Origin of the sequence: Streptomyces inusitatus (genome assembly GCF_014651115.1) — a bacterium.
Taxonomy (GTDB): Bacteria; Actinomycetota; Actinomycetes; order Streptomycetales; family Streptomycetaceae; genus Streptomyces; species Streptomyces amakusaensis.
Map to the genome: position 1 here is coordinate 17,204 of NZ_BMWG01000012.1, position 20,448 is coordinate 37,651.

20 protein-coding genes and 1 pseudogene are annotated in these 20,448 nt (G+C 72.1%); 5 read left to right on the top strand and 16 right to left on the bottom strand.

What is annotated here, in order from left to right; all coding sequences use genetic code 11:
- Positions 1-11 precede the first annotated feature (11 nt).
- Together IE247_RS35030 and IE247_RS18955 are read right to left on the bottom strand one after the other, a co-directional pair.
- Positions 12-279, bottom strand: a pseudogene (locus IE247_RS35030) (sigma-70 family RNA polymerase sigma factor); the annotation flags it as partial.
- 9 nt (positions 280-288) lie between these two features.
- The gene (locus tag IE247_RS18955; RefSeq protein ID WP_190124367.1) at positions 289-1,497 is read right to left on the bottom strand and encodes a glycerophosphodiester phosphodiesterase; all 1,209 of its coding nucleotides are present in this window, start codon (positions 1,495-1,497) and stop codon (positions 289-291) included.
- 256 nt (positions 1,498-1,753) lie between these two features.
- Between IE247_RS18955 and IE247_RS18960 the strand changes: the two genes are divergently transcribed.
- Positions 1,754-2,416, top strand: coding sequence for a lysophospholipid acyltransferase family protein (locus tag IE247_RS18960; protein ID WP_190124515.1), 663 nt, complete (start codon positions 1,754-1,756; stop codon positions 2,414-2,416).
- Positions 2,417-2,466: 50 nt separating this feature from the next.
- Here the strand turns inward: IE247_RS18960 and IE247_RS18965 are convergent, their stop codons facing one another.
- The 4 genes from IE247_RS18965 to IE247_RS18980 form a co-directional block, all read right to left on the bottom strand.
- Positions 2,467-4,005, bottom strand: a complete 1,539-nt coding sequence (locus tag IE247_RS18965) for an MFS transporter (RefSeq protein ID WP_190124368.1) — start codon at positions 4,003-4,005, stop codon at positions 2,467-2,469.
- Positions 4,002-4,556 (bottom strand): TetR/AcrR family transcriptional regulator, encoded by a 555-nt coding sequence (locus IE247_RS18970; protein ID WP_190124369.1) that lies wholly within the window; start codon positions 4,554-4,556, stop codon positions 4,002-4,004. The genes IE247_RS18965 and IE247_RS18970 overlap by 4 nt, the downstream gene beginning before the upstream one ends.
- A gap of 126 nt (positions 4,557-4,682) precedes the next feature.
- Positions 4,683-6,110, bottom strand: a complete 1,428-nt coding sequence (gene argH, locus IE247_RS18975; protein WP_190124370.1) for an argininosuccinate lyase — start codon at positions 6,108-6,110, stop codon at positions 4,683-4,685.
- 113 nt (positions 6,111-6,223) lie between these two features.
- Positions 6,224-7,417: an argininosuccinate synthase gene (locus IE247_RS18980; protein WP_190124371.1), complete on the bottom strand. Its 1,194-nt coding sequence runs from the start codon at positions 7,415-7,417 to the stop codon at positions 6,224-6,226.
- 155 nt (positions 7,418-7,572) lie between these two features.
- On the opposite strand from IE247_RS18980, the gene IE247_RS18985 reads away from it, so the two are divergent.
- Positions 7,573-8,160, top strand: a complete 588-nt coding sequence (locus IE247_RS18985) for a pyridoxamine 5'-phosphate oxidase family protein (protein WP_190124372.1) — start codon at positions 7,573-7,575, stop codon at positions 8,158-8,160.
- 63 nt (positions 8,161-8,223) lie between these two features.
- On the opposite strand, the gene IE247_RS18990 is transcribed toward IE247_RS18985, so the two are convergent.
- From IE247_RS18990 to IE247_RS19025, 8 genes are all read right to left on the bottom strand, one after another.
- Complete coding sequence (locus IE247_RS18990; protein WP_190124373.1) at positions 8,224-8,760, bottom strand: arginine repressor; 537 nt, start codon at positions 8,758-8,760, stop codon at positions 8,224-8,226.
- A 7-nt stretch (positions 8,761-8,767) separates the two neighbouring features.
- On the bottom strand, positions 8,768-9,970 hold the full coding sequence (locus tag IE247_RS18995; RefSeq protein WP_190124374.1) for an acetylornithine transaminase: 1,203 nt from the start codon (positions 9,968-9,970) through the stop codon (positions 8,768-8,770).
- Complete coding sequence (gene argB / locus IE247_RS19000; RefSeq protein ID WP_190124375.1) at positions 9,970-10,893, bottom strand: acetylglutamate kinase; 924 nt, start codon at positions 10,891-10,893, stop codon at positions 9,970-9,972. The genes IE247_RS18995 and argB overlap by 1 nt, the downstream gene beginning before the upstream one ends.
- Positions 10,890-12,044 (bottom strand): bifunctional glutamate N-acetyltransferase/amino-acid acetyltransferase ArgJ, encoded by a 1,155-nt coding sequence (gene argJ / locus IE247_RS19005; protein ID WP_190124376.1) that lies wholly within the window; start codon positions 12,042-12,044, stop codon positions 10,890-10,892. Before argJ ends, argB begins: the two co-directional genes overlap by 4 nt.
- Positions 12,041-13,069 carry an N-acetyl-gamma-glutamyl-phosphate reductase gene (gene argC, locus IE247_RS19010; RefSeq protein WP_190124377.1) on the bottom strand — a complete coding sequence of 343 codons (1,029 nt, stop codon included), beginning with the start codon at positions 13,067-13,069 and terminating at the stop codon, positions 12,041-12,043. The genes argJ and argC overlap by 4 nt, the downstream gene beginning before the upstream one ends.
- A 110-nt stretch (positions 13,070-13,179) precedes the next feature.
- Positions 13,180-14,184: a MerR family transcriptional regulator gene (locus tag IE247_RS19015; protein ID WP_190124378.1), complete on the bottom strand. Its 1,005-nt coding sequence runs from the start codon at positions 14,182-14,184 to the stop codon at positions 13,180-13,182.
- A gap of 7 nt (positions 14,185-14,191) precedes the next feature.
- Positions 14,192-14,914 carry a HEAT repeat domain-containing protein gene (locus IE247_RS19020; RefSeq protein ID WP_229869219.1) on the bottom strand — a complete coding sequence of 241 codons (723 nt, stop codon included), beginning with the start codon at positions 14,912-14,914 and terminating at the stop codon, positions 14,192-14,194.
- Between the two features lie 281 nt (positions 14,915-15,195).
- Positions 15,196-15,600: a DUF5997 family protein gene (locus IE247_RS19025; RefSeq protein WP_190124379.1), complete on the bottom strand. Its 405-nt coding sequence runs from the start codon at positions 15,598-15,600 to the stop codon at positions 15,196-15,198.
- Between the two features lie 59 nt (positions 15,601-15,659).
- On the opposite strand from IE247_RS19025, the gene IE247_RS19030 reads away from it, so the two are divergent.
- Complete coding sequence (locus IE247_RS19030; protein WP_190124380.1) at positions 15,660-16,478, top strand: LysR substrate-binding domain-containing protein; 819 nt, start codon at positions 15,660-15,662, stop codon at positions 16,476-16,478.
- 198 nt (positions 16,479-16,676) lie between these two features.
- On the opposite strand, the gene IE247_RS19035 is transcribed toward IE247_RS19030, so the two are convergent.
- Positions 16,677-16,940, bottom strand: coding sequence for a DUF6225 family protein (locus tag IE247_RS19035; protein ID WP_190124381.1), 264 nt, complete (start codon positions 16,938-16,940; stop codon positions 16,677-16,679).
- A 225-nt stretch (positions 16,941-17,165) separates the two neighbouring features.
- Between IE247_RS19035 and IE247_RS19040 the strand changes: the two genes are divergently transcribed.
- Positions 17,166-17,522 carry a YciI family protein gene (locus IE247_RS19040; protein WP_190124382.1) on the top strand — a complete coding sequence of 119 codons (357 nt, stop codon included), beginning with the start codon at positions 17,166-17,168 and terminating at the stop codon, positions 17,520-17,522.
- An 86-nt stretch (positions 17,523-17,608) separates the two neighbouring features.
- Here IE247_RS19040 and IE247_RS19045 read toward each other — a convergent pair whose 3' ends face one another.
- Positions 17,609-18,514, bottom strand: a complete 906-nt coding sequence (locus tag IE247_RS19045; protein WP_229869220.1) for a TIGR03620 family F420-dependent LLM class oxidoreductase — start codon at positions 18,512-18,514, stop codon at positions 17,609-17,611.
- A gap of 447 nt (positions 18,515-18,961) precedes the next feature.
- On the opposite strand from IE247_RS19045, the gene IE247_RS19050 reads away from it, so the two are divergent.
- The gene (locus tag IE247_RS19050; protein WP_190124383.1) at positions 18,962-20,398 is read left to right on the top strand and encodes an FAD-dependent oxidoreductase; all 1,437 of its coding nucleotides are present in this window, start codon (positions 18,962-18,964) and stop codon (positions 20,396-20,398) included.
- Positions 20,399-20,448 lie beyond the last annotated feature (50 nt).

A 20,448-nucleotide genomic window follows, 5' to 3' on the forward strand; every position in this document is an offset into this window, starting at 1 on the left:
TTACGGTTGTCTTATCGCTCCATTCCCCCATGTTCAGGAGCCGCAACCTCTGTCGGGAGCATTCTGCGCAGGCATCCCAGGCAACGGGAACGCCTGGACCCCAGACTTCCCTGTGATATTCCCAACTCTCCTGCGATTTCTCGGCAAGTGGCGGCCCTGAACAACAACATCGCAGTCAGCAGCCGGATATGCACTCCGGGTGTACGGGTGCCCGGGCCGCCCGGTCTCCCTCCGCCGGGCCGCGACGACCACCCGTTCGGGGCATGGCCCCCTCCCCGGCGGGCCCGCTCAGTCGCGGAAGTCGGCCGCCGCGAGCAGCCCGGTGTCCGGGTGGTCGGTGAAGATCCCGTCGATCCCGGTGGCGAAGTAGCGGCGGTACGCGCCGAAGACGTCGCCGTACTCGTTCGCCGCGACCGCCGGGGGCAGTCCGTGGTCACGGCGGAAGTCGGCGGGGAGGAAGCTGTTCTCGTTGCGCAGGGTGTAGGGGTGCACGATCAGCCCCCTCCGGTGGGCGTCGCGGACCAGCGCCGTCGGCCGGCCGAGCGCCCCGCTCGCGTCCCGGGGGACGACCAGGTCCAGGCTGGGTCCGATGCCCTGGGCGAAGGAGGCGATCCACCTCAGCCCCTCGGGGGTGATCAGATCGGCCACCGTGCGCGGGTCCCCGGCCTCGACGAAGTCCCAGGGCCGGTCGCCCGGGGCGGAGAGCAGCACCACGCGCGGCGAGGAGACCAGCCGGGCCATCCGCCGCATGCTGCCCGGCTCGAAGGACTGGAGGAAGACCGGGGAGTCGGCGCGGTGCCTGCCGTACCGGCGCAGCAGCCGGGCCAGCGGCTCCTCCAGACCGAGCCCCAGCCCCCGGAAGTAGGTGGGGTGCTTGGTCTCGGCGTGGAGCCAGACGGGCCGGCCCCGGCGGCGGCCCTCCCCCTCGGCCCAGCGCAGCACCTCCTCGAAGGTGGGGACGGCCCAGCGGCCGTCGTAGAGGGTGTTCTTGGGGCGGTTGCGCGGGATGCGCTCACGGGTGCGCAGGGTCTTCAGCTCGGCGAGGGTGAAGTCCTCGGTGAACCAGCCGGTGAGGGTGGTGCCGTCGACCCTCTTGGTCGCCCGCCGGGCGGCGTACTCGGGGCGGTCGGCGACATCGGTGGTGCCGGAGATGTCGTTCTCGTGACGGCATACGAGATGGCCGTCCCGGGTGGGCACCAGATCCTGCTCGATGACATCGGCCCCCATGTCGAGCGCGAGCTGATACGCGCCGATGGTGTGCTCGGGCCGGTAGCCGCTGGCTCCCCGGTGGGCGATCACCGTGGGCCGGGGCAGTGAGCGGTACGAGCCCCCGCCGCCGTGCCGCCCGCCCGCCGGGGCCGGGACCGCAGCCGAGGCCGAGGCCGCCGGGGCGGCCGCGCCCGTGACCCCGAGGACCGCGCCGCCCAGCGCCGCCGCGCCGACGGCCCGCCGCCGTACTCCCCTGTTCTCCGCACCTTGCGACGCACCCTGTGTCATCGAGATTCCTCCTGTGCTCTGCGGTGACGCCCCGTGACATCCCGCGCCCGGCGGCCGTTTCCGACGCTAGGGAGCGAGCTCTGCCGGCGGGAGGACCCGGGGCGAACGTGGCGCGAACAGATGTCAACAGCCCGTATCCAGAACGTGAACCCGATGTGCGATCGGACGCGATCCGCGAGTATCGTCCTCACCTGCGCAGAACCAGGCTGCCCACGGCCGCCGTCCGCCCATGACACCGGAGGACCCGTTGTCCCGCTTGTCGATCATCAAGGCCGTTCTAGGACCTTTCCTGCGCTTGATGTTCCGTCCCCGGGTGGAAGGCGTGGAGAACATCCCGGGCTCCGGCCCGGTCATTCTGGCCGGAAACCATCTCACCTTCATCGACTCGATGATCATGCCGCTGTCGTGCTCGCGCCCGGTGTACTTCATCGGCAAGGACGAGTACGTCACCGGGAAGGGCCTCAAGGGCCGCGCGATGGCCTGGTTCTTCACCGGCGTCGGCATGATCCCGGTGGACCGCGACGGCGCGAACGGCGGAGTGGCGGCGCTGATGACGGGCCGTCGGGTGCTGGAGGAGGGCAAGGTCTTCGGCATCTACCCCGAGGGCACCCGCTCCCCCGACGGCCGGCTCTACCGGGGCCGTACCGGAATCGCCCGGCTGACCCTGATGACCGGCGCGCCCGTGGTCCCGTTCGCCGTGATCGGCACGGACAAGCTCCAGCCCGGCGGCGCGGGCCTGCCGCGCCCCGGCAAGGTGACGCTGCGCTTCGGCGAGCCGATGGAGTTCTCCCGGTACGAGGGCATGGACCGCGACCGCTATGTGCTGCGCGCGGTCACCGACTCGGTGATGACCGAGGTGATGCGGCTGTCCGGCCAGGAGTACGTGGACATGTACGCCACCAAGGCGAAGGCCGCCTGAGAAACGGAAGAAGGGCCGGACCCCGAGCGGGGTCCGGCCCTTTCTGCTGTCTAAGGGTGCTCGACGCCGTCCTCCAGCTTCTGGCCCTTCAGCAGGAACCAGGAGGCGAGGGCGGTGAGCAGCAGCACCGCCGAGCCGACCGCGCCTGCCACGTGGAAGCCGTCGGCGAAGGCGTCCCGCGCCGAGGAGAGCAGGGCGGCGCCCTGCTCCTGGGGGAGCCCCTGGACGGCCTGGGCCGCGCCGCCGAGGGAGTCCCGGGCCTCCGCCGCGACCTCGGCCGGCACCCCCTCGGGGACGGTGAAGTTCCGGTAGACGCCGGTGACCACCGAGCCCAGCAGTGCGATACCGAGCGCCGCGCCGAGTTCGTACGCCGTCTCGGAGACCGCGGAGGCCGCGCCCGCCTCCTCCTTGGGGACGCTGGAGAGGATGACGTCGGCGGTCACCGTGAAGGCGAGACCCGCGCCGAGACCGCCCAGGAAGAGCGCGAACCCCATGGCGAGCGGACCGGTCTCGGCGGTCAGCAGCACACAGGAGCCCAGCGCGAGCCCGACCGCCGCCAGTCCGCCGGAGACGGCGCCGCGCACCGAGGCCCGGCGGGCCAGATGTCCGGCGAGCAGACCGGAGCCGACCGCGCCGACCGCGGCGGGCAGTTCGATCAGCCCGGCCTCCAGCGGGGAGCGCCCCTGGACGAGCTGGAGGAACTGGGAGAGGAAGAAGACCAGCCCGGAGAGGCCGAGGATGGTCAGCAGATCCGCCAGCACCGCGCCGGAGAAGCCCCGGTTGTGGAAGAGCCGGACATTGAGCAGCGGCGAGGGCAGGGTGAGCTGCCTCCGTACGAACCAGATCAGCGCGCTGATGCCGATCACCGCCGAGCCCGCCGACGCCAGGCTCGGGCCGTGCACCGCCGTCTCCTTGATGGCGTAGACGACGGCGACCATGCCGATCAGTGAGAGGGCGACGCTGATGAGGTCCCAGGGGCCGGGGTCGGGGTTGCGCGACTCGGGGAGCAGCTTGATGCCGACGAGGACCAGGACCGCCATGACGGGCAGGTTGATCAGGAAGACCGAGCCCCACCAGAAGTGCTCCAGCAGCACACCGCCGACGACCGGGCCGACGGCCGCGCCCGCGGAGGCGGCGGCGCCCCAGATGCCGACCGCGATGCTGCGTTCCTTGGGGTCGTGGAAGAGGTTGCGGATCAGGGCGAGCGTGGACGGCATCAGGGTCGCACCGGCGACGCCGAGCAGCGCCCGGGCCACGATCATGGCCTCGGGGCTGGTGGCGTAGGCGTTGAGCACGGAGACCGCGCCGAAGGCGACGGCGCCGACCAGCAGGAGTTTCTTGCGGCCGATGCGGTCGCCGAGGCTGCCCATGGAGATCAGCAGACCGGCGATGACGAAGGAGTAGACGTCGCCGATCCAGAGGAGCTGGGTGCCGGACGGCTGGAGGTCCTCGCTCAGATACGGGGTGGCCAGGCCGAGCACGGTGGCGTCCACCGCGACCAGCAGTACGGCCAGGACGAGCACGGCGAGCGCGAGCCAGCGGCCGGGCGCGCGCACCGCCTCCCGGGCCTTGAGGTCGGTGCCGTTCATTCCTTCACGCTCCGTCTGGTGCAGCCGCCGAGCAGCAGCTCGGTGGTCATGTACTGGTAGTCGTTGGCGGCCAGCCGGCCGGAGTGGACCGACCAGGCTCCCGCGCTGATCAGTCCGTAGAGGGCTTCGGCGAGCCAGCTCGCGCTGAGGTCGACGCGGAAGCCGCCCTCCTCCTGGCCGCGCCGGAAGAGCGCGGCGATGCGGGCGTCGAGCCGGTCCCAGCCTTCGTTGACGTGCTCGCCCTCGAAGAGCTGGTTCTCGGAGATCAGGAAGCCGAGCAGACCGGTGGCCGGGGTGGAGGCGGTGACGAGCCGGCGCAGCGCGTCGGCCGGGTCGCCCTCGTGGAGCCTGGCCGATTCGACGGCGGCCTCGAACTCGCGCAGCCCGAGCTCCTCCAGCGCCCGGACCAGCGCGTCCCGCCCGGCGAAGTGCCGGTGCAGGGTGGCGCGGCCGATGCCGGCGGCCTTGGCCACCTCGTCCATCGTGGCGGTGGCCCTGCGGGAGAGAAGGGTGGCGGCGCTTCTGAGCACCTGCTCGCGATCCACGGTCATGAGACAACCATAACCCAAATGAGACATGAATGTCTCACCACTGCTTCCCGGTGCCACCCCGTGAACGACACAGCGCCGCCGCCCGTGACGGGCGGCGGCGCTGCGGGAACCGCGGAAAGGAAGGGACTACCGCTTGGCGGCGGCCCAGGTGTGCTGCACGGCCAGATCCGCCTTGACCTCGGCGAGCTGGACCGCGACGGCGGACGGCGCGGTGCCGCCCCGGCCGTCGCGGGAGGCCAGCGCGCCCGGGACGTTGAGCACCGTGCGGACCTCGGGGGTCAGATGCTCGGAGATCTTGGCGAACTCCTCGTCCGAGAGCTGGTCCAGCTCGATGCCCCGGCCCTCGCACTCCTTGACGCACTCGCCCGCGACCTCGTGGGCGATCCGGAACGGCACCCCCTGCCGGACCAGCCACTCGGCGATGTCGGTGGCGAGCGAGAAGCCGGCCGGGGCCAGCTCCTCCATCCGCTCCCGGTGCACGGTGAGGGTGGCCATCATCCCGGTGAAGGCGGGCAGCAGCACCTCAAGCTGGTCGCAGGAGTCGAAGACCGGCTCCTTGTCCTCCTGGAGATCCCGGTTGTACGCCAGCGGCAGCGCCTTCAGCGTCGCCAGCAGGCCCGTGAGATTGCCGATGAGCCGGCCGGACTTGCCGCGAGCCAGCTCCGCGATGTCCGGGTTCTTCTTCTGCGGCATGATCGAGGAACCGGTGGAGAAGGCGTCGTGGAGGGTGACGAAGGAGAACTCCTTCGTGTTCCAGATGATGATCTCCTCCGCGATCCGGGAGAGGTTCACCCCGATCATCGCGGTGATGAAGGCGAACTCCGCCACGAAGTCGCGCGAGGCCGTGCCGTCGATCGAGTTGCCCGCCGAACCGCCCTCGAAGCCCAGATCGGCCGCGACCGCCTCGGGGTCGAGCCCCAGCGAGGAGCCCGCGAGCGCCCCGGAGCCGTAGGGCGAGACCGCCGTGCGCGCGTCCCACTGGCGCAGCCGCTCGGCGTCCCGGGAGAAGGCCTGGACATGGGCGAGCACATGGTGGGCGAAGAGGACCGGCTGCGCGTGCTGAAGGTGCGTACGGCCGGGCATGGCCACGTCGGGGTGCGCCTCGGCGAGTCCCACCAGCGCGTCCTGGAGATCGGCGATCAGCGCGCCGATGATCCGCGCGTGGTCGCGCAGATACATCCGGAAGAGCGTGGCGACCTGGTCGTTGCGGGAGCGGCCGGCCCGCAGCTTGCCGCCGAGGTCGGGGCCGAGACGCTCCAGCAGCCCGCGCTCCAGGGCGGTGTGGACGTCCTCGTCGGCGACGGTCCCCACGAAGTCGCCGGAGGCGACGTCGGCCTCCAGCAGATCGAGCCCGGCGATCATCCGGGTCAGTTCGTCCTCGGTGAGCAGCCCCGCCGTGCGCAGCACCCGGGCGTGGGCGCGGGAGCCGGCGATGTCGTACGGCGCGAGACGCCAGTCGAAGTGGACGGAGGCGGAGAGCGCCGCCAGCGCCTTCGCGGGACCGTCGGCGAACCGTCCGCCCCAGAGCCGGACGTCACCGCTGTTGCTGCTCACTGCTGAAGCTCCTCGAATGAGTGGATGTGCTGCCGCTCCCCGGGCCCGCGCCCGTGCCCGGGGCCGCCCGCCGCCCCGGGGGAGCGGGGCGGCAGGCGGTGTGACGGCGGAGGTCAGGCGAGGTCGCGCCGGGCGGCGATCTTCGAGGAGAGGCCGAAGATCTCGATGAAGCCCTGGGCCTTGGACTGGTCGAAGGTGTCGCCGGTGTCGTAGGTGGCGAGGTTGAAGTCGTAGAGCGACTCGTCCGACTTACGGCCGGTGACGACGGCGCGACCGCCGTGCAGGGTCATCCGGATGTCGCCGGTGACATGCTGGTTGGCCTCGTTGATGAAGCCGTCCAGAGCGCGCTTGAGCGGGGAGAACCACAGGCCGTCGTAGACCAGCTCGCCCCAGCGCTGCTCGACCTGCCGCTTGTAGCGGGCCAGCTCGCGCTCGACCGTGACGTTCTCCAGCTCCTGGTGGGCGGTGATCAGCGCGATCGCGCCGGGGGCCTCGTACACCTCGCGGGACTTGATGCCCACGAGACGGTCCTCGACGATGTCGATCCGGCCGATGCCCTGGGCTCCGGCCCGCTCGTTGAGCTGCTGGATCGCCTGGAGGACGGTGACGGGCCTGCCGTCGATGGCGACCGGGACGCCCGCCTTGAAGGAGATGACGACCTCGTCGGCCTCGCGGGGCTCGGCCGGGTTGGAGGTGTACTCGTAGACGTCCTCGATCGGCGCGTTCCAGATGTCCTCCAGGAAGCCGGTCTCCACGGCCCGCCCGAAGACGTTCTGGTCGATGGAGTACGGCGACTTCTTGGTGGTGACGATCGGGAGCTGCTTCTCCTCGCAGAAGGCGATCGCCTTGTCCCGGGTCATCGCGTAGTCGCGGACCGGGGCGATGCACTTCAGGTCGGGGCCGAGGGCGGAGATGCCGGCCTCGAAGCGGACCTGGTCGTTGCCCTTGCCGGTGCAGCCGTGGGCGACGATGCCGGCGTTGTGCTTCTTCGCGGCGGCGACCAGGTGCTTGACGATCGTGGGCCGGGAGAGCGCGGAGACCAGCGGGTAGCGGTCCATGTAGAGGGCGTTGGCCTTGATCGCCGGGAGGCAGTACTCGTCGGCGAACTCGTCCTTGGCGTCGGCGACCTCGGCCTCCACCGCACCGCAGGCGAGGGCGCGCTTGCGGATGACGTCCAGGTCCTCGCCGCCCTGGCCGACGTCCACGGCGACGGCGATGACCTCGGCGCCCGTCTCCTCGGCGATCCAGCCGATGGCGACAGAGGTGTCCAGACCGCCCGAGTAGGCGAGTACGACGCGCTCGGTCACGGGATTCTCCTTACGGTGCATTCGGTGATGGAATAAGTATGCAAGCTTCCGCATGATTCGTCAACGTCTCTTCGGGTGACGCGGGGCGCGCCCGGGGCTCTCAAGGCGTGAAACAGCACGCCCGGAGCGAGGGGATCCGGCCGATAATCGGCTTCATGGGACAGCGCTATGAACGCATAGAAGGCCGTATCCGGACATTCATCGAGCAGCAGCCCGTCTTCTTCACCGCGACCGCCCCGCTGAGCGGCGACGGCCATGTCAACCTCTCCCCCAAGGGCCGCAGCGGCACCCTCGTCGTCATCGACGGGCTGACCCTGGCCTATCTGGACTTCGGGGGCAGCAGCGCGGAGACCGTCGCCCATCTCCGCGAGGAGGGGAACGGCAGGATCACCCTGATGTGGTGCGCCTTCTCCGGGCCGCCCAAGGTGCTGCGGGTGCACGGCCAGGGCGAGGCGGTCTTCCGGGACGACCCGCGCTGGGCGGAGCTGATCGGGTACTTCGCGGAGGTGGACGGGCCGAGCGCGCGGGCGATCGTGCTGGTGCGCGCCCGCCGGATCAGCGACGCCTGCGGCTTCGCGGTGCCGTTCATGACGTACGACGAGGAGCGGACGCAGCACGCCGAGCACTTCGCGCGGAAGACGGACGAGGAGTTCGCCGCGTACTGCGAGAAGAAGGAGCATCTGGGCGTGAGCCTGGACGGGCTGCCCGCGCTCCCGCTGCCGCTGCCGGCGCGCACCGTCTGACCGGCCCCGGGCACGCTTCCGGCCCGCGCCCCGGAGCGGGACGCGGGCCGGAAGAGGCAGGTCTCAGCGGTCCTTCTGCGCCAGCCCCAGCAGATGGTCGGCGAGCGCCTGCCCGCCGGTGGGACCACGGCTGATCAGCAGCAGGGTGTCGTCGCCCGCGATGGTGCCGAGGATGTCGTGCAGTTCGGCCTGGTCGATGGCCGAGGCGAGGAACTGCGCCGCCCCGGGGGGCGTCCGCAGCACCACCAGATTGGCGGAGGCCTCCGCGGAGATCAGCAGCTCCCCGGAGAGCCGGCGCATCCGCTCCTCCTTCGCCGACTCGCCGAGAGGGGCCTGCGGGGTGCGGAAGCCGCCCTCGCTGGGCACCGCGTAGATCAGCTCGCCACCGGTGTTGCGGATCTTCACCGCGCCCAGCTCGTCGAGGTCCCGGGAGAGCGTCGCCTGAGTGACGTTCAGCCCGTTGTCCGCGAGGAGTTTCGCCAGCTGGCTCTGTGAGCGCACCGGCTGCCGGTTGAGGATGTCCACGATCCGACGGTGGCGGGCCATACGGGTCTGCGGTACCGCGGGCCCACCCTGCTCGGAGTCCTGCGCCTCGGTCATCGTCGTCTCATTCTCCGGTTAGTCCTGTCCCGTTCCGCTCGTAGACCGTGTCGAGAACGCCGGGCAGGGCCCGGAGAAACGCGTCCACGTCCGCCTCACCAATGATCAGCGGCGGCATCAGCCGTACGACATCGGGAGCCGGGACGTTCACCAGGAAGCCGGCGTTCTGAGCCGCGAGCTGCACCTGAGGCGCGAGGGGCTCGTTGAGCACGATACCCAGCAACAGGCCGGCGCCGCGGACATGGGAGACCAGCTCGTGTCCGAGAGATTCCACTCCGTCCCGGATCTTCTCCCCCAGCCGTTTGACCTGGTCGAGCAGTCCGTCGGCGGCGAGAGTGTCCAGAACGGCCAGTCCGGCGGCGCAGGCGACGGGGTTGCCGCCGAAGGTGGAGCCGTGGTGGCCGGGCTTCAGCAGCTCGGCGGCCGGGCCGAAGGCGAGCACCGCGCCGAGCGGCAGCCCGCCGCCCAGCCCCTTGGCGAGGGTGACCACATCGGCCTCGACGCCCTCGGCCTGGGCGGCGAACCAGTGGCCGGTCCGGCCGATGCCGGTCTGGACCTCGTCCAGGACCAGCAGGGTGCCGGTGGCCCGGGTGATCTCCCTGGCCGCCTCCAGATAGCCGAGGTCGGGGACGACCACACCGTTCTCGCCCTGGATCGGCTCCAGGATCACCAGCGCCGTCTCGGTGGTGACGGCGGCGCGCAGGGCGGCGGCGTCCCCGTAGGGCACATGGGTGACCTCGCCGGGCAGCGGCAGGAACGGATCCCGCTTGGCGGGCTGGCCGGTGAGGGCGAGCGCCCCCATGGTCCGGCCGTGGAAACCGCCGGAGGCAGCGACCATGTGCGTACGCCCGGTCAGCCGGCCGATCTTGAAGGCGGCCTCGTTGGCCTCCGCGCCCGAGTTGCAGAAGTAGGCCCGCCCCGGCCGGCCGGCCAGCTGGATCAGCCGCTCGGCGAGGGCGAGGGGCGGCTCGGCGGCGTACAGATTGGAGACATGGCCGAGGGAGGCGATCTGCCGGGAGACGGCCTCGACCACGGCGGGGTGGCCGTGGCCCAGCGCGTTCACGGCGATGCCGCCGACGAAGTCGGTGTACGTGACGCCGTCGGCGTCCCGGACGCGGGCGCCCTCGCCGCCGACCAGGGTGAGCGACGGGGTGCCGTAGTTGTCGGCCATCACGCCGCGCCAGCGCTGGGCGAACTCCTGGTTGCTCATCATTTCCCCTCAGTGACGGACCGGTCGTCGGGCACGACCATGGTGCCGATGCCCTCGTCGGTGAAGATCTCCAGCAGGATCGAGTGCGGCACCCGGCCGTCGATCACCCTGGCGGTGTTGACCCCGTTGCGGACGGCGAAGAGACAGCCCTCCATCTTGGGGACCATCCCGCTGGAGAGATCCGGAAGCAGCTTCTCCAGCTGGGTGGCGGTGAGCCTGCTGATCACCTCGTCGCTGTGGGGCCAGTCCTCGTAGAGGCCCTCGACATCGGTGAGCACCATCAGGGTTTCCGCGCCAAGCGCCGCAGCGAGAGCCGCAGCCGCCGTATCAGCATTGACGTTGTAGACATGGCCGTCGTCCTCCGCACGGGCGATGGAGGAGATGACCGGGATCCGGCCGTCCTCCAGCAGCGCCTTCACGGCGCCGGTGTCGATCCTGGTCACCTCGCCGACCCGGCCGATGTCGACCGGTACGCCGTCGATGAGCGGCAGATGCTTGGTCGCGGTGATGGTGTGGGCGTCCTCGCCGGTGAGACCGACGGCGAGCGGCCCGTGCTGGTTGAGCAGCCCGACCAGCTCGCGCTGGACCTGTCCGGCCAGCACCATCCGTACGACGTCCATCGCCTCGGGCGTGGTGACCCGAAGCCCCGCCTTGAACTCGCTGACCAGGCCCTGCTTGTCGAGCTGGGCGCTGATCTGCGGGCCGCCGCCGTGGACGACGACCGGCTTGAGACCGGCGTGGTGGAGAAAGACGACGTCCTGGGCGAAGGCCGCCTTCAGATCCTCGTCGATCATGGCGTTGCCGCCGAACTTCACCACCACGGTCTTGCCCTGGTGACGGGTCAGCCAGGGCAGCGCCTCGATGAGGATCCGGGCCTTCGGCAGCGCGGTGTGCTTGCGCGCGGGGGTCTGGGGGCCGCTCATGAGCTGTACGCGCTGTTCTCGTGGACGTAGTCGGCGGTGAGGTCGTTGGCCCAGATGACGGCCGAGGCGGAGCCCGCCGAGAGGTCCGCGGTGATCCGCACCTCGCGGAAGCGCATGTCCACCAGGTCCCGGTCCTCGCCGACGCTGCCCGCGCGGCAGACCCACACATCGTTGATCGCGACATTGAGCCGGTCGGGCTCGAAGACGGCCTTGGTGGTGCCGATGGCGGAGAGCACCCGGCCCCAGTTGGGGTCCTCTCCGTGGATCGCGCACTTGAGGAGGTTGTTGCGGGCGATCGAGCGGCCGACCTCGACGGCGTCGTCCTCGGTGGCCGCGCCCACGACCTCGATGCGGATGTCCTTGGACGCGCCCTCGGCGTCGCCGATGAGCTGACGGGCGAGATCGTCGCAGACGGCCCGGACGGCCTCGGCGAACGCGGCCTCCTCGGGGACCGTCCCGGACGCGCCGGAGGCGAGCAGCAGCACGGTGTCGTTGGTGGACATGCAGCCGTCGGAGTCCACCCGGTCGAAGGTGGTGCGGGTGGCCTCGCGCAGCGCCCTGTCCAGGGCGGGGCTGTCGACATCGGCGTCGGTGGTGAGCACCACGAGCATGGTGGCGAGCCCGGGGGCGAGCATTCCGGCCCCCTTGGCCATGCCGCCGACGGTCCAGCCCTCGCCCTGGCGGACGGCGGTCTTGTGGACGGTGTCGGTGGTCTTGATGGCGATGGCGGCCTTCTCGCCACCGTACGGGGAGAGCTCGCCCGCCGCCTTCTCGATGCCCGGCAGCAGCTTGTCCATGGGGAGGAGCAGGCCGATGAGACCGGTGGAGGCGACGGCGATCTCGCCCGCGCTGTGGCCCTTCAGCACCTCGGCGGCCTTCTCGGCGGTGGCGTGGGTGTCCTGGAAGCCCTGCGGGCCGGTGCAGGCGTTGGCCCCGCCGGAGTTCAGGACGACGGCGCCGACCGTGCCGCCCTTGAGGACCTGCTCGGACCAGAGGACCGGGGCCGCCTTGACGCGGTTGGAGGTGAAGACGCCCGCGGCGGCGCGGCGGGGACCGTTGTTGACCACGAGGGCCAGGTCCGGGTTGCCGTTCTCCTTGATTCCGGCGGCGATGCCCGCCGCCGTGAATCCTTGCGCTGCCGTGACGCTCACGGTGCCACTCCGATCGTTGAGAGTCCTGTGGTCTCGTCGAGGCCCAGGGCGATGTTCATGCTCTGCACCGCGCCGCCGGCGGTGCCCTTGGTCAGGTTGTCGATGGCGCTGATCGCGATGATCCGGTGGGCGCTCTCGTCGTACGCGACCTGGATCTGCGCGGCGTTGGAGCCGTACACGGACGCGGTCGCGGGCCACTGCCCCTCGGGGAGCAGCCGGACGAAGGGCTCGTCGGCGAACGCCTTCTCGTAGGCGGCCCGTACGTCCGCCGCCGTGACGCCCGGCCGCGCCTTCGCGGAGCAGGTGGCGAGGATGCCGCGCGCCATGGGGGCGAGGGTCGGGGTGAAGGAGACCGTGATCCGCTCCCCCGCCACCGCGCTCAGGTTCTGGATCATCTCGGGGGTGTGCCGGTGGCCGCCGCCCACGCCGTACGGGCTCATCGAACCCATCACCTCGGAGCCCAGCAGATGCGCCTTGGGCGTCTTGCCCGCGCCGGAGGTCCCGGAGGCGGCCGTGATCACGGCCTCGGGCTCGGCGATGTCCGCCGCGTACGCCGGGAAGAGCGCCAGCGAGACGGCGGTCGGATAGCACCCGGGCACCGCGATCCGCCTGGCCCCCGTCAGCGCGCCCCGCGCGCCCGGCAGCTCGGGGAGGCCGTAGGGCCAGGTCCCCGCGTGCTCCGAGCCGTAGAACCTCTCCCAGTCCGCGGCGTCCGCCAGCCGGAAGTCCGCCCCCATGTCGATGACGAGGACATCCTCGCCGAGCTGCTCGGCCACGGCGGCCGACTGCCCGTGCGGCAGCGCGAGAAACACGACATCGTGCCCCGCCAGCACCTCGGCCTCGGTGGGCTCCAGCACCCGTCCGGCCAGCGGCGTCAGATGCGGCTGAAGTCCGCCGAGCGCCTGCCCGGCGTTTGAATGGCCGGTGAGCGCGCCGATCTCGACCCCGGGATGCCCCAGAAGCAGCCGGAGCACCTCCCCGCCCGCATAGCCGCTCGCGCCCGCCACTGCTGCTCGTACCGCCATCGAACCCTCCTTGTCGACGGCATGACTATACGCAGCACTGCACTTTTATGCAATGGAGTGGGGACGGACCACGGACGGCCCGGGGGCCCGACGGCCCTGGGAAGGGTCCGTCATCGTGCGTCGCGCAGCCGAAGGAGGTACGCGGCGGTCAGCGCGACGGCGCGGTCCGCGTCCCGCGACAACTCCTCAAGGGCGTCCGACGCGCTCGTGCCCGGGATGTCCCCCAGCGCCTGGGTCAGCCGTCCGCGCGCGGGCGCGGGGGTGGTGTCGTGGGCGAGGCGGTCGACGAGCCTCGCCGTGATCCGGTCCGCCGCAGCGGTGTCGCTCGCCAGTACGCCCAGTGCGTCGGCCGCGCCGGTGTCGTTCCCTCCCGCCACGATCATGTCGATGAGCGTCGGGACCGCGTCGGCCGCACCACGTGCCCCGAGCACCAGGGCCGCGTGCCCGCGGACCGTGATGTCGTCGTCCGCGAGGGCGTCCCGCAGCCGCGCGGCGGCCTCGTCGCCGGGCATCTCGGCGAGGGACTGAACGGCGCGTTCCCGCACCGCGGCCGCCGGTGAGCGAAGGCCCTTCGACAGCAGTGCCGTGCCACGGCCGCCCGATCGCGCCAGGGCCCATCGAAGGGCCCCGGCGACATTCGGATCCCTCTCGCTCAGCACCGCCTCGACCAGCGCCTCCACCGGCACCGGCACCTCGTCGACCGAGGAGAGGGCGGCGCGCTGGCGCACATCGGCGCTCTTCGATCCCAGCGCCTGGAGGAGCGAGACGACCTGGAGGACGCCCTCCCAGCCGGCGGGGTCCGCGGCGTCGATCCGGCGCAGCCGCGTGAGCAGCTCGGTCTCCGCCGCGATCCGTTCGCGCGTCTGCCGGACGAGGTCGTCGACGAGCGCCGAAGGCGTGAAGCCGGGATCGTCGAGCGCGCGTCCGACCTCGCGCAGCGACAGCCCCAGCGACCGCAGGCTCTCGATGTGGAAGATCCGCCGGATGTCCTCCCCGGAGTACTCCCGGTAGCCGGAGCCGGTACGGCCCGAAGGGCGCACCAGGCCGAGCGACTCGTAATGCCGGAGCATGCGGGCACTGACCCCGGACCGTCGCGCCACCTCGCCGATCAACACGGCCCCATCATCCCTCCTGACCCCATCCGTCGAGGGCCACGATGCGCTTCGCCTCCTCGATCGCGGACTCGAATCCGGTGTCCGGGTCGCGCAGCAGCCGCTGTGTCGCCAGCGCGTGTGCGCGTGCGCCCGGGTCGGGGGCTGTCGTCGCGGCGAGCAGAGCCGGCGCGATCACCTCCCCCAGCGCGACCAGCGCCCGGCTGAGACTCAGCTGCGTCTCCCGCCCGCCGCGCCCGAGCTGCGTCGCCAGCACCACGGCCAACGCCGCCTCCTCGCCTTCCGGCACGAGCACGACCGCGGCCCGCCAGGCACTCCGCGCCACCTCGTCGTCGGCGTCGGACAGCAGCGCCCGGGTGATCGCCGGCCACGCCCGCCGGTCCCCGACCTTGGACAGCGTGTGCAGCGCCTGGCTCCGTGCCTGCGTCCGCTCCGAGCGGACTTCCCGGAGCAGCCCGGGAAGCGTCATGGACACCGGGTGGCGGGTGAGCGCCCAGGTCAGCATGTCGCGGACGAAGAACTCGGGCTCGATCGCGCACCGCTCGACGAGCTTGTCGACGAAGCGCGGGTCCGGCGTCGTACCGGCCTCCAGGGCGGCCCGCAGCCGCACGGACGAACGGCCGTCCTCCAGACCCCGGAGCACCGCCCGTACCGCGTCCGCGCCCGTGTCCTGCCGGTCCGTGTCCTGCCGGTCCGTGTCCTGCCGGTCCGTGTCCTGTCGCGTGATCGTCATCGAGACCACCTCCTCGGCAGCAGTGAAGGCCCTGTCACCGTGTCAAGGTCAAGCGGCTGAGCTGTGCCGCTCGCCGGCTGATCCCCCCAGGCGCGGGAAATGCCGCTGGTGCGGCGCGATGTGCCATGACGGCGCGGAGTCGTTCGGACTGATCCCGTGAGGGGGTCCCGAGAACGACGGAGCCGGGCCGCCGGCGGTCCTCACCGAGATGGTGGGGACCGCCCGCGGTCCGGCCGGTGTCGTACGGGGAGTACGGGAGGTACGGGGGCGCTTCCGGTGGATCAGGAGCGCGGGGGGCGGGACTGCTCGGCCCGCTCGGCGTTCTTCTCCTTGATGCGGACCGCTTCCTTGCGGACCTCGGCCTGGGTGGCGCGCTCCTTCTGGAGCCACTCGGGGCTGTCCTTCTTCAGCGCGTCGATCTGTTCCGTGGTGAGGGGCTCGGTGACACCGCCGCGGGCGAGACCCGCGATGGAGACGCCGAGCTTGGCCGCGACGACCGGCCGGGGGTGCGGGCCGGTGCGGCGCAGCTCCTGGAGCCACTCGGGCGGGTCGGTCTGCAGCGCGTTCAGTTCGCTGCGCGAGACGACGCCCTCCTGGAACTCGGCGGGGGTGGCCTCAAGGTACACACCCAGCTTCTTCGCCGCGGTCGCGGGCTTCATCGTCTGGGCGGTCTGGTGCGACTTCATGCTGTCAAGGGTATCGAGCGTGTGCGCCGCCGCCGACCACGACCGGTTAACCTGGCGGGGTGACAGGCTCGGATACCTCCCCTTCGTTCCGGCTGGCGTATGTCCCGGGGGTCACGCCCACGAAGTGGGTGCGGATCTGGAACGAGCGACGGCCCGACGTCCCCCTGATCCTCACCGCGGTGACCGCGGCCGAGTCCTTCGGCGTACTGAGGAGCGGCGGCGCGGACGCCGGATTCGTCCGGCTGCCGGTCGACCGGGACGATCTCAGCGCGATCCCGCTCTACACCGAGACGACGGTGGTCGTGGTCCCGAAGGACCATGTCGTGGCGGCGGTGGAGGAGATCTCGGCCGAGGATCTGGCCGAGGAGATCGTGCTGCACCCCCTCGACGACATCCTCAGCTGGGAGCGGCTGCCCGGAAAGCCCGCGCTGGAGCGCCCCGCCACCACGGCGGACGCCGTCGAGCTGGTGGCCGCGGGCATCGGCGTGCTCGTCGTGCCGCAGTCGCTGGCCCGGCTGCACCACCGCAAAGACCTCACCTACCGGCCGGTCTCCGGCACCCCCGAATCGCGGATCGCGCTGTCCTGGCCGCAGGAGGCGACCACCGAGCTGGTGGAGGACTTCATCGGGATCGTCCGGGGGCGGACCGTCAACAGCTCTCGCGGCCGGCCGACCCCGCCGCAGCCGAAGACCAAGCGCGCGGAGAAGACCGGCGCCCGGGGCAGGCCCGGATCCGGCGGCAAGAGCGCCGGGGGCAAGAACCCGCGCGGCGGTGCCGGTGGCGGCGCGGGCGGCGCCAAGGGCGGCAAGGGCGCCCGGGGCGGCTCCGGCGGGGCCAAGGCCGCCGCCAAGCGCGGAAAGCCCCGCCGCAGGCCTTAGGCCGTGGCGTAGTCCTCCCCCGGGGGCCCCGGGGTCGCCGAGTGCGGCTACGCCCTGGTCGCGCGCGCCGCGCGGGAACTCCTCGCGTCCGGCACCGCCACCGCGCTCGCCGACGGCCTCGGCCACGGCTCGTTCAACGCGACGATGGCCGCCCGCCCGGGCGGACCCGGGCGGGCTCAGGCCTGTCGTTCGTTCGGATCAGGCGGGGTCGGGGTGGTAGCTGCCCGCCTTGTAGTCGGCGAAGAGGGTGTACTCCACGGTGGCGGGGGCGCCGGTCCTTCCGGTGGCGTCCTTCTCCACCGGTTCGAGGTTCACCAGGGCGTACTCGCTGTAGCCGTCGAAGTCACCGGGACCGTCGGCGACTCCGATGTGGATGGGCGTGTCGTCCGGCAGGTTCACGAGGGCTTCCCGGAGCCGCCCCGCAGTCCACACCGCGGGGGCGTGGTCGAAAGTGTCAGCCATGGCGCGAGGCTACCGACGACCCGGCCGGGAAACGCGCTCCCGCGCCGGTCGCCGCCGACCCCTGAGGAAGTCACCCGTGTGCCCGTGTGCGGTCGCCGAACGGTTTCGAAGATTTCCCGGAAAAAGTTCCCGGCGGCTGTCGATCCGGGCCTCTCCCGTTCGACATACCCGTGAGAGGCGGGGAGAGGCCCCGCCCGAGGAACCCGAGCGAGCCGAGGAGTCACCGTGCCGCGCTTTCTGACGATGATCCGTGTCGACGAGACGACCACCACCGAGGAGGGCCTCAGCCCCGAGTGCACCGAGCGCATGGGGGTGCTGCTGGAGGAGATCACCAAAGCCGGGGTGATGCTGGACACCGCGGCGCTCACCCCCGTCTCCGAGGGGACCCGGGTGACCTGGTCCGGGGGCCGGATCAGCCACACCGACGGGCCCTTCACCGAGGCCAAGGAGGTCGTCGGCGGCTACTCGATCATCCAGGCCGAGAACAGGGCCGAGGCCGTGAAGTGGGCCAGGCGGTTCCTTGAGGTGCACGACGAGCACTGGACCGTGACCGCCGAGGTCCGCGAGATCGTCGGCGGCTGATCCGGCGGGGTACGGTCCGGATCCGGCGGGATCCGGACCGACCCGGCCCTCTGCCCCCCTGCCCCCCCCTGCCCAGGGGGGCGCGGTCAGCCGTTGAGGAGCGGGGCCAGCCGCTCCCAGTCGGCGAGGGGGAAGCCCGTCTGCGTCTCGCCTCGACGGGAGGCCGCGAGGGTGTCCCTGTCCCACATCTGCACCGCGAGATGGTCCGCCCCGGCGTCCCGGAAGGCCTGGAGACGGGCGGCTATCGTCTCGTCGCCGCCCCAGGCCACCAGCTCGTCGACCAGCCGGTCACTGCCGCCCCGGGCCACGTCGTCCTCGGTGAACCCGGAACGCAGCCAGTTGTTCACATAGTTGGGCAGGGTGAGATAGACGGCCAGCCCGGCCCGGGCGATCTCCCTGGCCCTGCCGGGGTCGCTCTCCGCCACCACGGTCACCTCCGGCACCAGCAGCCGGTCCGCGCCCAGCGCCGCTCGGGCGGCACGGGTGTGCCCGGGCGTCACCAGATACGAGTGCGCTCCCGCCGTACGCTCCCTGGCCAGGTCCAGCATCCGGGGCCCGAGGGCCGCGAGCAGCCGCTTCCCGGCGGGCACCGGCGGCGAGGCGGCGTCGAGAGCGTCGAGGAACTCCGCCGTCCGGGCGATCGGCCTCGTGTAGACACCGGCCCCGGAGCCCTCCACGACCGGCGCGTGGCTGACGCCGATGCCGAGGAGCAGCCGCCCCTCATGGGCGGCGGTCAGCTCCGCGTACCGCTGTGCGACTGTCTTCGGGTCGTTCATCCAGAGATTGAGGACCCCGGTGGCCACGGTGATCCGGCCGGTCGCGGAGAGCAGCGCCGACAGCCGGTCGAAGAGGCCCTTCCCGTCCGCGTCGGGCACCCAGACCGAGGCGTAGCCCAGCTCCTCCGCGCGTACCGCCGCCGCCACGGCGTCGTCCGTCCCCGCGAACCGAAGGCCCGAACTCCACAGCCCCGTAACGCCTGTTGACATCACCATGGCCGCCAGCCTAAAGGCTAGGGTTCCGATGGCCGGGCCGTCGGCGCGGCGATCTCCCCGGGCAGCGGAGAGCGAGGAGCGGGAAATGGTGTCCCAGGGAGGCGCGGGGCGGCCCGCCGGAGCGGATCACGGGAGGGCGCCGGCCCGCGGGGTCCGTCCGGCGGCGGAGGTGCGGCGGGCGGGAGAGCGGGCGGTGGGCGGCCCGACCGGCTGCCGGAGAGCTGAGCGATCATGGACCGATGATTGTTGATCTTCGCTCGGCCCCGGCCCCGGCTACGGCCCGGGCCCCGGCCGCCGGGGCGCACGCCGTTGAACCGTACGCCGCCGGACCTCCGTTCCCCGGGATGCCGGCCGCCCGGCCGAGGACCGCCGCGGCCCCCCTCACCCGACCATCCCCCCTCGCCGAAGAAGCCCGCCCCCGGGCGGCCTGGTAGAGAGCAGGCACACATGACCGACCCCAAGAGAGTTTGTGCGGACGCGCGTGGTCGCCGGGCAGTCGTCATCGGCGGCGGGCTGGCGGGAATGCTGACGGCGGCGGCGCTGCGCGGTCTGGCGGACGAGATCCGTGTGATCGAGAGCGACGAGCTGCCGGACGGTCCGCTCCCCCGCCGGGGGCTGCCCCAGGCCGGCCATGTGCATCTGCTGTGGAGCGGCGGGGTCCGCGCGGCGGAGGAGCTGCTGCCCGGAGTGACCCGCAGATGGCTGGCCGCGGGCGCGCGGCGAATACCCGTCCCGACCGGGATGGTCGGTCTGAGTCCGCAGGGCTGGTACCGCCGCTGGCGGCGCGAGACCCACTTCCTGATCGCGTGCAGCCGCGATCTGCTGGACGCGGTGGTACGCGAACAGGTGCTGGAGGACCCGGCGGTACGGGTGGTGCAGCGCACCCGGGCGGAGGGTCTCGTCGGAACGGCGACACGTGTCACCGGTGTCCGGGTACGGGGGGCCGACGGCGTACGGCGGGTGCTGGAGGCCGACTTCGTGGTGGACGCGAGCGGGCGCGGCTCCCGGGCCCCGCGGTTCCTGGAGGAGCTGGGGGTGGACTCTCCGGCTGGGCGGACGGTCGATCTGGGGCTGGTGTACGCGAGCCGGGTCTTCCGCGCGCCCCCGGGGGCGGAGGAGTTCCCCGTGGTCAGTGTGCAGGCCGACGCGCGGGCCGCCCGCCCGGGGCGGAGCGCGACGATCCTGCCCATCGAAGGGGGCCGCTGGCTGGTGACCAACTCCGGGACCCGGGGCGGCGAGCCCACCGACCGCGCCGAGGACTTCGAGGGCTTCGCCCGGAGCCTGCGCCACCCGGTGGTCGGGGAGCTGATCTCGCATCTGGAGCCGCTGGGCGGGGTGACGATCAACCGCAGCACCCGCAATCGGCGTCAGTTCTTCGAGAAGGTCAAGGAGTGGCCGGAGCGGTTCGTCGTGATCGGCGACGCGGTGGCGACCTTCAACCCGGTGTACGGGCACGGCATGTCGGTGGCCGCCCAGAGCGCGGCCGCGCTGCGCGAGCACGCCTCGGAGCACGGTCTCGCCGCGCCCCGGCTCGCCCGGCGGGTGCAGTACTCGGTGGCCCGGCGGGTCTCGGTGGCCTGGGATCTGGCGACGGGCCAGGACGTCTTCTTCCCCGGGGTGCGGGGCGGCTCCCCCAGCCGGACCGACCGGATGCTCGCGCGGTATGTGGACCGGCTGGTCAAGACGTCCACCGGGAGCTTCCTGATGACGAAGGAGTTCACCGACGTCACCTCGCTGGAGGCCCCGCTGCGCACCCTGGTCAGGCCCCGGGTGCTGCTGGCCGCCGCGGTCGGGCCCCGGCATCCGCCGCTGGGCGGGCCGCCGCTGACCGAGGAGGAACTCGCCGTCGTCACCGCGGCCGGCGCGGGCCGCGCCGGGGGGTGAGGCCGGGCGGGGGTGAGGCCGGGCGGGGGTGAGGCCGGGCGGGCCGGGGC